9 protein-coding genes and 1 pseudogene are annotated in these 12086 nt (G+C 63.2%); 3 read left to right on the top strand and 7 right to left on the bottom strand.

Annotated features, from left to right (window positions below):
- Nucleotides 1-1764, bottom strand: coding sequence for an ABC transporter ATP-binding protein (locus AB7532_RS09875; protein ID WP_441234608.1), 1764 nt, complete (start codon nucleotides 1762-1764; stop codon nucleotides 1-3).
- Between the two features lie 277 nt (nucleotides 1765-2041).
- Here AB7532_RS09875 and AB7532_RS09870 point away from each other — a divergent pair, with 277 nt between their 5' ends.
- Nucleotides 2042-3112, top strand: a complete 1071-nt coding sequence (locus AB7532_RS09870) for a glycosyltransferase family 4 protein (RefSeq protein WP_441234607.1) — start codon at nucleotides 2042-2044, stop codon at nucleotides 3110-3112.
- A 247-nt stretch (nucleotides 3113-3359) separates the two neighbouring features.
- On the opposite strand, the gene AB7532_RS09865 is transcribed toward AB7532_RS09870, so the two are convergent.
- The 6 genes and pseudogenes from AB7532_RS09865 to AB7532_RS09840 form a co-directional block, all read right to left on the bottom strand.
- A complete protein-coding gene (locus tag AB7532_RS09865; RefSeq protein WP_441234606.1) occupies nucleotides 3360-5294 on the bottom strand; it encodes an alkyl/aryl-sulfatase in 1935 nt (644 codons plus the stop codon).
- 71 nt (nucleotides 5295-5365) lie between these two features.
- Nucleotides 5366-6487, bottom strand: coding sequence for a diguanylate cyclase domain-containing protein (locus tag AB7532_RS09860; RefSeq protein ID WP_441234605.1), 1122 nt, complete (start codon nucleotides 6485-6487; stop codon nucleotides 5366-5368).
- A 165-nt stretch (nucleotides 6488-6652) separates the two neighbouring features.
- Nucleotides 6653-7933, bottom strand: a complete 1281-nt coding sequence (locus AB7532_RS09855) for a TRAP transporter large permease (RefSeq protein ID WP_441239225.1) — start codon at nucleotides 7931-7933, stop codon at nucleotides 6653-6655.
- A 219-nt stretch (nucleotides 7934-8152) separates the two neighbouring features.
- Nucleotides 8153-8629 (bottom strand): annotated as a pseudogene (locus AB7532_RS09850) (TRAP transporter small permease); the annotation flags it as partial.
- A gap of 151 nt (nucleotides 8630-8780) precedes the next feature.
- On the bottom strand, nucleotides 8781-9794 hold the full coding sequence (locus AB7532_RS09845; protein WP_441234604.1) for a DctP family TRAP transporter solute-binding subunit: 1014 nt from the start codon (nucleotides 9792-9794) through the stop codon (nucleotides 8781-8783).
- Nucleotides 9795-9994: 200 nt separating this feature from the next.
- Nucleotides 9995-10765, bottom strand: coding sequence for a methyltransferase domain-containing protein (locus AB7532_RS09840; protein ID WP_441234603.1), 771 nt, complete (start codon nucleotides 10763-10765; stop codon nucleotides 9995-9997).
- 156 nt (nucleotides 10766-10921) lie between these two features.
- Between AB7532_RS09840 and AB7532_RS09835 the strand changes: the two genes are divergently transcribed.
- Nucleotides 10922-11665 (top strand): SDR family NAD(P)-dependent oxidoreductase, encoded by a 744-nt coding sequence (locus tag AB7532_RS09835; RefSeq protein ID WP_441239224.1) that lies wholly within the window; start codon nucleotides 10922-10924, stop codon nucleotides 11663-11665.
- Between the two features lie 56 nt (nucleotides 11666-11721).
- Nucleotides 11722-12060: a DUF6984 family protein gene (locus AB7532_RS09830; protein ID WP_441234602.1), complete on the top strand. Its 339-nt coding sequence runs from the start codon at nucleotides 11722-11724 to the stop codon at nucleotides 12058-12060.
- Nucleotides 12061-12086 lie beyond the last annotated feature (26 nt).

Raw genomic sequence — 12086 nt, 5'->3', positions numbered from 1 at the left:
TTACGCGGCGAACTTCGCGAGCCGGCTCATTTCCTGCGTCACCAGCTCACGGTAGGGACCGTGACCCTGCATCAGGCGATCGGGAGCGCCGTCCTCGATGATCTTGCCGTGCTTGAGCACGATCACCCGGTCGAAATTGCGCAGCGTCGCCAGCCGATGAGCGATCGCGATCACGGTGCGGCCGCGCATCAGGCGCGACAGCGCCTCGCGGATTGCCTCCTCGGATTCGCTGTCGAGCGCGGCGGTGGCCTCGTCGAGCAGCAGGATCGGCGCGTCCTTCACGAAGGCGCGCGCGATGGCGATGCGCTGGCGCTGGCCGCCCGACATTTTCACGCCGCGGTCGCCGACCATGGTGTCGAGCCCCTCCGGCAGGCTGTCGATGAAATCGCAGCGCGCCGCAATCGCCGCGCGCAGCACCTCGTCGTCGGTCGCGTTGGGGCGGCCGTAACGGATGTTCTCGCGAATCGACCTGTGGAACAGGGAAATGTCCTGCGGCACCACCGAGATCGCCTCGCGCAAGCTCTGCTGCGTCACCATGGAAATATCCTGACCGTCGATGGTCACGCTGCCTTCGTCGGCATCATAGAAGCGCTGAAGCAGCGTGAACAGCGTGGACTTGCCGCCGCCGGACTGGCCGACCAGGCCAACGCGCTGACCGGGCTGCAAGCGCAGGCTGAACCGCTCGAAGATTTTCTCGCTGCCGGGATAGCCGAAGGTGACGTTGTTGAACGCGATCGCGGCGCCGCTCTTGACCAGCGGCTCGGCCTCTGGGTGATCGCGCAGCTCGTGCGGGGTCAGAAGGGTCGCGATCGCCTCGGTCAGGCGTGCGACATGCTGGGTGACGTCGACCAGCGCCACCGCGAGATCGCGGGTCGCGCTCAGGATGGAGATGCCGAGCGTGCAGACCAGCACGACATCGCCGGTCGTCGCCTCGCCCTGCTGCCAGAGCGTGACTGCCCAGGCCATCAGCGCGATCGTCAGGAGCACGGTCACGGCGGCATGCAACAGCCGCAGCTTTTCCAGATAGCGCAGGCTGCGCCCGCGTGCATTGACCTCGCGGCTCACCGTGGCATCGAACCGCTCATGCTCGTGGCCGATGCCGCAGAAGGCACGCACCAGCGGCATGTTGCTGATAACGTCGATCATCTCGCCGTCGACGGCGGCGGCCTTGTCGGCGAAATCGTCATGCAGCGGCTTGCCGGCCGCGGCGAGACGGAACATCGCGAGCACCATGCCGCCGGCGATCACGATCAGGCCGAGTGCCATATAAGGACTGACGGTTCCAATCAGCGCGATCGCCGCAATTGTGGCGATGCATGGCGGCAACACATTCCACACGAACATGTTCTCGACGGTGAACACCGCGTTCGACGTCGCGGTGATCCGGCTCGTCAGCATGCCCGGCATGCGGTCGGAGAAATAGCTTGGCGCGTGTCCGGTCAGATGACGAAATATGTCACGGCGTAAATCGCCCGTGACCCGGACAAAGGTGAAGCTCGCTGTCCAGCTCGCGATCCGCCACAGGAAATTGTCGGCGGCGATCAGCGACATGAGCAGAATGAATGCCAGCCATACGCTGCCGCCATGCGAAGTTCCCGCTGACAGACTGTCGACCAGAAATTTGACGCCATACTGCGTGCCTACGGAGCAGGCAACGGCTGCAACGACAGCGGTCAGGATCACCAGATGCGATGCCAAACGCATCCGAAGATAGCGCAAGACAAAGGCAAATGGCCTGCGCGCGTATCCAGAGAGATGATCCATGTGACTACGACCCCGTCGTGAATGATTCAATTGTTCTTACTGACCGACTGAACATCGGTCAGCTCGCCTCGGTTCCCGGGCAACACCATCACGACATGCGGATGCGGACGATCTGCGAAGAAGGGATGGCAGCATCGAGACAAGCGCGCTGAGTGTCGAAGAAGTAACGTTCGTGGAAGGAACTTCGCAAATGCGAGAACGTTCCCCTCGCGGCATGCCGGTGCCGACACACGGCGGGGGTTTTTAACATCCATGATCGCACAGAGGAGATGGTGAGATGCGCATCGCGCAGGTAGCTCCGTTGACGGAGGCTGTTCCACCCAAGCTGTATGGCGGCACCGAGCGGGTGGTGCACTGGTTGACGGAAGAGTTGGTTGCTTTGGGTCACGACGTCACGCTGTTCGCCAGCGGCGACTCCCAGACGTCGGCGAAGCTGGACGCACTCTGGCCCCGGGCGCTTCGCCTCGACGGTTCCGTGCGCGATCCCAACGCGCTGCACATGGTGCTCCTGGAGCGCGTGCGGCAAAAATGTGACGACGAGGAGTTCGACTTCCTTCACTTCCATCTCGATTATTATCCGTGGTCGCTGTTCTACCGGCAGCCGACACCGTTCCTGACCACGCTGCACGGCCGGCTCGATCTGCCCGAGCATCAGCCGGTGTTCAACACCTTCTCGAAAGTGCCCGTGATCTCGATCTCGAACGCGCAACGCCGGCCGGTGCCGCAGGCCAATTGGGTCACGACGATCCATCACGGCCTGCCGGAAAACCTGCTGACACCGAAGCCGGCGAAACAGGAATATCTCGCCGTGCTCGGCCGCATCGCGCCCGAGAAAGGCGTCGACCGCGCCATCAAGATCGCGATGCATTGCGGCATCCCGCTGAAGATCGCGGCCAAGGTCGATCGCGCCGATCAGGATTACTATGACGAGCTGATCAAGCCGATGATCCAGAACAATCCGCTGGTCGATTTCATCGGCGAGATTGGCGATCACGAGAAGTCCGACTTCCTCAGCGGCGCGCTCGGACTTCTGCTGCCAATCGACTGGCCGGAGCCGTTCGGTCTGGTGATGATCGAAGCAATGGCCTGCGGCACGCCGGTCGTCGCCTTCAACCGCGGCTCGGTCCCCGAGATCATCGACGAGGGCCTCACCGGCTTCATCGTCGAGGACATCATCAGCGCGGCCGGCGTGGTGAACCGCCTGGCGGGGCTCGACCGCGCTGCGATCCGCAAGCAGTTCGAGAAGCGGTTCACGGCGCGTCGCATGGCACTGGACTATCTCGCGGCCTATCGCAGCCTCGCCGAAGAAAAGACGCCGCGGATCAAGCTGGTGAGCAGCGCGGAGTAGCGTCGCTCCAACACGAACTGTCATGCCCCGGCTTGACCGGGGCATCCAGTGCGCCGCAGCTTCTCGGCTCAAGCACCGCGGCCTCTGGAATACTGGATCGCCCGGTCGAGCCGGGCGAAGACACCGAGTGTGTGGCACCCCGCTCTATCAACTCGTCATTGCGAGCGTAGCGAAGCAATCCAGAGTCCCCTCCGTGGATCAATTCTGGATCGCTTCGCTGCGCTCGCAATGACGGAGAGAGCAGCGCCTAAACCACCGCCGCCCGCTTCGGCTCCACGATCTCGAACATCCGCGGGAATTCATCCATCAGGCCCATCAGCTCGGCGAGCCGCATCGGGTTGCCCGCGAGATTGACCTTGCCGGCGGCGACGGCTTCCGGAAAGCTCGTCAGCTTCGCGATGACTTCATCGAGTGTCGCGCGCGCGAGCGTGAAGCTCGCGTCCGCGCCTTCGGCCTGCACGCCCTCGGTATAGGTCAGCGCGCAATTCTCCAGATTGAGCACGTAGGTCTCGCCGGTGTCGGAAAAACGCCAGTTCAGCACGATGTGCTTGCCTTCCGCCTTCGGCCCGTTGAGGCGAATACCCAGCACATCCCAGAGCTGCGAGGTGCGCAACGCGGCCAGCGTTTCGCGCGCCATTGGCGGGCGTGCCGGAGTCTTCGGCATGCCCTGACGCAATTCCTGCGCGCCGAACAGATAGGAATTGCGCCAGGTCGAGCTTTCGGCGGCGTAGCCGAGCTGCTCCAGCGTATCCGCCAGCAGCGCGCGCGCCGCGGGGTTATCGGGCTCGGCAAAAACGAGATGGCCGAGCGCCTGCGCGACGAAACGAAACTCGCCCTTGTCAAAGTCTGTCCGTGCTCTCGCGAGGATCGCGTCGGCGCCCCCCATATACTCGACATACTTCTTCCCGGACTCCACCGGCGGCAGCGGATCGAGATTGACAGGATTGGCGTCGTACCAGCCGAGATATTTCTGGTAGATCGCCTTCACGTTATGCCGGATGTGACCGTAATAGCCGCGGCCATGCCACGCGCCCTCCAGGCTCTTCGGCAACTGGATCGTCTCGGCGATCTCGGCCGCGGTCAGGCCGTGATTCATCAGCCGGATGGTCTGGTCATGCGCGAATTTGTAGAGATCGCGCTGCTGGCGGATCATCGTGCCGATGCGCTCAGTGCCCCACACCGGCCAGTGATGCTGGCCGCACATCGCCTCCGCCTTGCCGTCCCAGAGCTGCAAGGCCTCGTTGAGGTACTTCGACCAGGCCAATGCGTCGCGCACGTCGGCGCCGCGGAACGGCAGCAGATTGTGGAAATTATGCGTGCAGTTCTCGGCGAGGTTCAGAACCCTGTAGCGCGGGATGAAGAAATGCATCTCCGCCGGCGCTTCACTGTTCGGCGCCATCTGGAATTCGAACTCGACGCCGTCGATCAGGCGCCTGTCGCCGGTCGCCATGATCAGGTCGGTCGGACGCAGCAGCGCGACGCCGCCTGCCGCCATCGACTTGCCGAGCCCGTTGTCGACCTGCCCGCGCACGCCCTTGGCGAGGAACGGCCCGAACTGGTATTGCGCCCGGCGCAGCATCGCCGGTCCCGCGATGATGTTCTCGGAGACCGCATGCTCCATGAACAGGTTCGGCGCGATGATCGGCACGCGGCCGTTCGCCAGCGCATCCTCCTCGAGCACGCCGCGCGCGCCGCCCCAATGGTCGGTGTGGGTATGGGTGAAGATGACGGCCGCGACCGGCTTCTGGCCGCGATGCTTGTAATAGAGATCGAGCGCGGCGCGCGCGCCCTCGATCGATGTCAGGGTGTCGACGATGATGACGCCGCTGTCGCCCTCGATCAGCGTCATGTTAGCGATGTCGAGCCCGCGCACCTGATAGATTCCGGGCACCACCTCGAACAGGCCATGATGCATATTGAGCCGCGCCTGCCGCCACAGGCTGGGATTGACGGTGGGCGGCGCCTCCTCGGTGGAGAGGAAGCCGTAGGGCCTTAGGCTCCAGACCGTCCGTCCTTGCGGATTGGTGATTTCCGCGTTGTCGATGGTGCCGAGGAAGCCGCGCGCGGCATCGTCGAAATCCCGCGTGTCGGAAAACGGCAGCGCATTGCGCATCGCCGTTTGCTGCGCGACGACGGACGGCGTTGCGTCCTTCGGCGTCTCGGCGGCTTCGATGCTGGTCATGAGGTTCCTCCCCGGCTCGTCTTGTCTGGGGAGACATCTAACCGCATCTCGAATGCGGTTCCAACCGCTCCTTACGCGGCGAGCCCTTCTGCGACCGGCTGGCCCGCAGCCGCCGTATCCGGCATGCGCAACTGCCGCGCCAGCACATAGCCGCCGCGGCTTTCCTTGGCGCGGTAGAGTGCCCGGTCGGAGCGTGACAGCAGCGCCTCCGCGGTTCGGCCGTCATTCGGCGCGACGGCGACGCCGACGCTCACGCCGAGCTCTATCATTTGGCCGTCAACGTCGTAGGGCGCGCTGACCGACTGCACGATACACGCTGCCATTGCTTCCGCGTCAGTCGCCGCGCGCTGGACCAGGACGAACTCGTCGCCGCCCATGCGGATCACGAGGTCGCCGGCCGCAGCGATCGCCTTGAGCCGTCCGGCGACCTGCTTGAGCAGCGCATCGCCGACGGGATGGCCGAAGCGGTCGTTCGCTTCCTTGAAACGATCGAGATCGAGCGTATGGACGGCGATCGTCCCGGCCGCCAGCATCGCGGGTAAATCCGTCGCCAGCACCGAGCGATTGGACAAGCCGGTCATCGGGTCGATGCGCGACAGCTGCTCGAACTGCCGCTTCAGCGTGATCTGGTTGATCGAGGCATTGAAGCTCAGCCGCACCATCTCGAAGCTTGCGACCACATACATCAGGATGAGGAGCCCGAGGCCGACATGGCGGAGGTCGGGTTGCATGAAGGTCACGACCGCCGCGGGCGCGGCGATCGCGACGAGATCGAGCAGCGCCGCGACGGGGCGCAGCGCCAGCCGCGCCACCACGCCGGCGCCGAAGCCGAATCCAATGCCGATCGCCATCACGGAACAGAGCGCATCGCCAAGCACGATGCTGCGCGCGGCAAACACGCCAAGCACCAATGCCGTCACCACGGTGCCGGCCACATAGCGCCGTTCCCAGATCGCGGCTTCGGCCCGGCCGAGCTGCGGCGGACGCGCGAGGCGGCGGCGGAATGCGACGATTTCGAGCAGGCGGACGACGGCCACCACGATGCCGACAACCGTCAACACCGCGGTCACCCTATCGCCGGTCTCGTAGGTCGTGATGGCACCGACCATCGCCTGGCAGGCGGCCGCGAGAACGGTGGGCATCGTCGTGCCATGCAGGCCCGTGATGACTTCCATGTGGACGGCGTCAGACATCGACGCCCGTCCGGTTTCCATTCTGTTGAACAACATGCCAGCCCCATCCGCTGGCATGTCTCTACCGGAGACCCGTAAAAATGGGTTCCCTGTTCAGCGATCGCATTTGAGCGCGCGGGTTTACCGCGCGTTAGCCATGTCTTCCGTCCACCATGCGACGCTCGGCTACATCCCCAGCAGCCTCGGCAGCCACAAGGACAGCCCCGGCCAGTAGGTCACGACCACGAGGAATCCCAGCATCGTCAGCAGCCACGGCCACACCGCGACCGTGAGCTCGGTAATGCCCATCTTGGCGATGCCTGAGGCCACGTAGAGATTGAGGCCGACAGGCGGATGGCAGAGGCCCACCTCCATGTTGACCGTCATCAGGATGCCGAAATGAATGGGATCGATGCCGAGCTTGACCGCAACCGGAAACAGGATCGGCGCCATGATCAGGATGATCGAGGACGGCTCCATCACGTTGCCTGCCAGCAGCAGCAGCAAATTGACGACGAGCAGGAAGCCGATCCACCCCAGGCCCTGGTCGATCATCCACTGCGCCAGCGCCTGCGGCACGTTCTCGTAGGTCATCAGGAACGAGAACAGCACCGCGTTGGTGATGATGTAGAGCAGCATCGCCGAAAGATTGGCCGATGACAGCAGCACCCGCGGCACGTCCCGCAGCTTGAGATCCTTGTAGATGAACACCGCGACGATGAAGGCGTAGACTGCGCTGACGGCGGCGGCTTCCGTCGGCGTGAACAGGCCGGTGTAGATGCCACCGATCACGATCACGATCAGCAGGATGCCCCAGATCGACTTGCGGAACGCGTCGAAGCGCTCCATCAGCGTGGCCTTCGGCATCCGCGGATAGTCGTTGCGCCAGGCGCGATAGAACGTCGTGACACCGAGCAGGAACGCCAGCACCAGTCCCGGCACGATTCCGGCGATGAACAGCTTGCCCACGGACGTGTTGGTGGAGACCGCGAAGAGAACCATCGGAATCGACGGCGGAATGAGAATGCCGAGCGAGCCCGATGTCGTAATCACGCCGGCGCCGAACCGCTTCGGGAATCCCTGCGCGACCATGGCGGGCAGGATCACCGAGCCGATCGCCACCACGGTCGCCGGCGACGAGCCGGAGATCGCGGCGAACAGCGCGCAGGCGACGACGCCGGACAGAGCAAGGCCGCCATACCAATGGCCGACCAGCGCCGTCGCGAAATTGATCATCCGGCGCGCGACGCCGCCATGGGTCAGGAAGTTGCCGGCGAGAATGAAGAACGGGATCGCCATGATCTCGAAGCTCTCGATGCCGGTGAACAGCTTCAGCGCCACCGATTCCGTTCGCACATCGGTCAGCGTGAACATGAAGCTGAGCACGGTGAGGCCCAGCGCGATCGAGATCGGCATGCCGGTCAGCATCAACGAGAGCAGGAGTCCGAACACGATGGCGACGCGCAGGCCCTGCGGCAGCGTGATGATATGGCCCGCATGCGCGAAGCAGATGGCGACGATCAGGACCGGCAGCAGCATCAGGATCCAGCCGAGCGGACTGCGCTCGTCCCGGACGACCTGGCTGCGCGTGACCGGCGCCGGATGTACCGGGTCCGGCTCGACACCTTCGACGTCGGCCATGTCGTGATGCGGCAGCTCGCCGGTGCGGTAGAACGACCATGCGACCTGGAGGAAGCGGAAGCACATCAGGCCGGAGCCGAGCGGGATGGTGAGATACACCATCCACATCGGCGCTTCCAAATCATTGGACTGCTGCCCGGTCTGCCACATCTGGCCGACGAAGGCGGCGCCGAAATAGGACACGATGGCGGTGAAGAGAGCACCGCACAGAAGACCGAAGGTGATGACGCGCCGGCGCGACCCGCCGGGCAGGACGTTGACGAGCACGTCGACACCGACATGGATGCCGGTGCGCACGCCATAGGCCGCGCCGAACTTCGCCATCCAGATGAACATGTAGATGCAGAGTTCCTGCGCCCAGGACAGGTCGAGCGCGGCAAGCCAGACGAACGCGGCGCGTGCGGGCACGGCGAGGAATGCCCAGTTGCGCGCCTCTGCCCATTTGGCGATGTCGATCGACAACCCGGCGCCATAGCGGTGCAGCACGGCGACGAAGATGAGCGACGTTGCGGCCGCGATCATCGTCGCGATCAGCCACTCCTCGAGATGATTGAGGAAACGATTCAACACGCGCAGCAATTTGGCCCCCGGAATTAGTCTGTCTTCAAGAGCGAAACGGCCGGGAGCGTGAGCACCCCCGACCGTTGGTGTTGTTGTGGTGGAAACGCGGTCGTCAGTTCATCTTGACGTCGAGTTCCTTGGCGACAAGATCGAGCACTTCCTGCCCGACTCGCCCCTTTGCCCATGTATACGTCGGCCGCATCGCTTCCTGCCATGCCTTGCGGTCGGCGTCAGTCAGATAATGCAGCGTGGTCTTGCCGGTTTTCTTGATCTCGGCCAGCGCGTCCTCGTTTTCCTGGCGCGCGATCGAGTTGGTATAGTCGGTCGCGTCCGCCATCGCCTTGTCGAGCTGGGTGCGGATATCGGGCGGCAGCCCGTTCCAGAACTTCGAGTTGACGATGACGGCATATTGCAGATGCGCATGATAGGACACGGTGATGTCCTTCTGCACCTCGTAGAATTTCTGCGTCAGGTAGTTGGATGCGGTGTTTTCGCAGCCGTCGACCACGCCGGTCTGGAGCGCCTGGTAGACTTCGGAGAACGCCATGATCTGCGGGATCGTCCCGAGCAAACGGAAATACTGGTCCGCGACCTTCGATCCGGAGATGCGGAATTTGAGGCCCTGGAAATCGGTCGGCTTTGTCAGCGCGCGGTTCGCCGAGAGCATGTGGAAGCCATTGTCCCAATAAGCGAGCCCGGTGATGCCCTTGGCCTCGAGCTTCTGGAACAGCCATTTGCCGACCGTGCCCTTGATAGCGCTGGTATAGGTCGCGTCGTCCTTGAACAGCCAGGGCAGGTCGAGCGCCTCGAATTCCTTGATGCCCAGCGGCGCGAATTTCGCGGTCGAAGGTGCCAGCATGTGCACCGAGCCGAGCTGGAGCGCATCGATCTCCTCCTTGTCCTTGTAGAGCGTGGAGTTCGGATAGACTTCAACCTTGACCTTGCCGTCGGTGTACTTCTCGGCGAGCTCCTTGAACTTCAGCGCGCCCTTCCCCTTCGGGGTGTCGTTGGCGACGACATGGCTGAACTTGATGACGATGGGGCTTTGGGCCTGGGCCAGATCAGGCGTTAAGGCGGGAGCGAGGGCGAACGCGGCCGCAGCGACCGCGAGAAGCAGTTTTCGCATGAAGGACCTCCCCAACAACCTCGGATGACCGGGTCTTTTTTGTTTTACGTCGTCAGTAGTGGCAGCAATCGACCACCCGAACAACTAGACCTAAGCCCAATTTGCCGCAGGCAAACTATCTTGACGTCTGTTGGTGACGCAACCCGGTACGCGGTTCGTGCCCAAGAAGCGAGCGTTCATATCGCATTGCGGTAGTCGCATCAGCCTTTGCGCTGGGCCACCATGAACAAACGCCGGAACGGAAACAGCGTCTGCCCCGCGGCATTCTTCGGGTACGCCTTTGCGACCCGCATCCCATAGGCCGCCTCGAACGCGGCCTTCTCGTCGCCCTGCAGGATGTCGAGATAGCGCGTGAGCCAGGTCCCCTTGGTCCATTCCTTCACGGGGTTTTCGCCTTCGAGCACCTGGAGATATTCGGTCTCCCAGATGTCGATGTTCTGGGACAGCGGCAAAAGAAGAGCGTGATAATAGGCCGGCCCCTCGACCGGCGGCGGGATCACGAGATGCTCGACCTTGGACCGCCACGGACCGTCGAGCGCGGTCTCCCCGATCAGCACATGCGAGGGCGCCAGAAAGTTACGCGGCATCTGCACCGCGAGCATGCCGCCGGGCGTCACCTTCTCCATGACCGAAGGGAAGAGTGCCGCATGATTGGGCAGCCAGTGCAGTGCGGCATTTGAATAGACGACGTCGTATTGCTTCGCGGGACGCCACTGGCCAAGATCTTCGTGGGACCATTCCACGTCGGGCGCCGCCTTGCGGCCGGCGGCAACCATCTCGGCCGAGCCCTCGACGCCCGTTACGGTCGCATCGGGCCAGCGCTCCTTGATCAGTCGGGTGACGTTGCCGGCGCCGGCGCCGAGATCGGCAATCGTGCGCGGACCCGCATCCGGAATCCGCATCAGGAGGTCGACAGCGGGCCGGAGCCGGTGGCCGGAGAATTTCAGATATTGCTGCGGATCCCAGACCATCACCGAACGCCTTTTCTTTTTCGTGTTTCCTTCGCGATGGCTGTTGGTTACCACTGCTCGTCCCGGTCGGGCAAATCGCCGCACCCGGGACGGGCAGGAAACGAACAACAAAACGAACGCCAAAAATCAAAAACCAGAACAAGAAAGCGTGTGACCATGGACCTCGGGCTCAAATCGAAAACCGCTGTCGTCACCGGAGCCAGCATCGGCATCGGCCGCGCCATCGCCAAGGGCCTCGCGGCCGAAGGCGTGCATGTCGTCGGCGTGGCGCGGCGCACCGATTTGCTCGCCGAGCTGGTGAAGGAAGTCGGCCCCGGACTTATCACGCCCCTCGAGCAGGACGTGATAGCAAAGGACGCGGCGGAGAAAATCGCGGCTTTCGCGATCAAGGAGCTCGGCCATGTCGACATCCTCATCAACAACGCCGGCGGCAGCCGTCCGCTGCCGGTCGATGCGCCCGACAGCAAATGGGATGAGGCGATCGCGCTCAACTTCACCAGCTACCGCCGCATCGCGCATGCGCTGCTGCCGCAGATGATCGAACGCAAATGGGGCCGCATCGTCAACATCACCGGCAAGTCCGAGCCGGAAGGCCTCAACGCCGCCTTCGCCGCAAAGGCCGCCGTGCACGCCTGGGCCAAGGGCCTGTCGCGCGAGATCGGCGAGCACGGCATCACCATCAACTGCATCCCGCCCGGCCGCATCATGAGCGAACAGATCCGCCGCAATTATCCGCCGGAGTACCGCGAGCGTTTTGCGGAAGAAGAGATTCCGGTCGGCTATTGGGGCGAGCCGGAGGATCTGGCCGCACTCGTGGTGTTTCTGGCCTCGCCGGTGGCGCGGTACATCACGGGGACGGTGATCCCGGTGGATGGGGGATTGCGGCGGTATCAGTTTTGAGAGCGGACATCGCGAGCGCTGCTTGATAGCCAATGCACGCAATTACGAGAAAGAAGATGCCACGCCCACTTACTTCCAAAGAGCGTGATTTAGTCGCCTTTATCCTAGGTCAGCACTCACCTTTGCAGGGCCATTTTGATCTCGTAGAAGAAATGAACGACGGTGAGATGGGCAGCCTTCGCTTTGTCGGCACGGCAGACCGGCGTTTCGGCAGATGTATTGGTGAAGCCGAATTCGACGACGCCGATGGAGTGCTAGTGTCAGTCGCGCTGAACGCCGATCAACACGGAGAGCTGTTCGAGCTCGATCTTTGGAAAGTCGATTTTTCGCCACTACAAAAGATCGCAGCTCTGACTGAACTCCGATCCCCGAATGGTGGTCGTCACGGTCCGTAGGATGGGTAGAGCGCAGCGAAACCCAT

Source organism: Bradyrhizobium sp. 930_D9_N1_4 (genome assembly GCF_052076015.1).
Lineage (GTDB): Bacteria > Pseudomonadota > Alphaproteobacteria > Rhizobiales > Xanthobacteraceae > Bradyrhizobium.
This window is presented reverse-complemented; position numbering and strand designations above follow the sequence as displayed.

Bases quoted from the DNA above. Each gene is read 5' to 3' on its own strand.
- AB7532_RS09840 (WP_441234603.1), bottom strand. From the start codon at position 10,765: ATGGTCTGGGATCCGCAGCAATATCTGAAATTCTCCGGCCACCGGCTC.
- AB7532_RS09835 (WP_441239224.1), top strand. From the start codon at position 10,922: ATGGACCTCGGGCTCAAATCGAAAACCGCTGTCGTCACCGGAGCCAGC.
- AB7532_RS09875 (WP_441234608.1), bottom strand. From the start codon at position 1,764: ATGGATCATCTCTCTGGATACGCGCGCAGGCCATTTGCCTTTGTCTTG.
- AB7532_RS09865 (WP_441234606.1), bottom strand. From the start codon at position 5,294: ATGACCAGCATCGAAGCCGCCGAGACGCCGAAGGACGCAACGCCGTCC.
- AB7532_RS09830 (WP_441234602.1), top strand. From the start codon at position 11,722: ATGCCACGCCCACTTACTTCCAAAGAGCGTGATTTAGTCGCCTTTATC.
- AB7532_RS09860 (WP_441234605.1), bottom strand. From the start codon at position 6,487: ATGTCTGACGCCGTCCACATGGAAGTCATCACGGGCCTGCATGGCACG.
- AB7532_RS09870 (WP_441234607.1), top strand. From the start codon at position 2,042: ATGCGCATCGCGCAGGTAGCTCCGTTGACGGAGGCTGTTCCACCCAAG.
- AB7532_RS09845 (WP_441234604.1), bottom strand. From the start codon at position 9,794: ATGCGAAAACTGCTTCTCGCGGTCGCTGCGGCCGCGTTCGCCCTCGCT.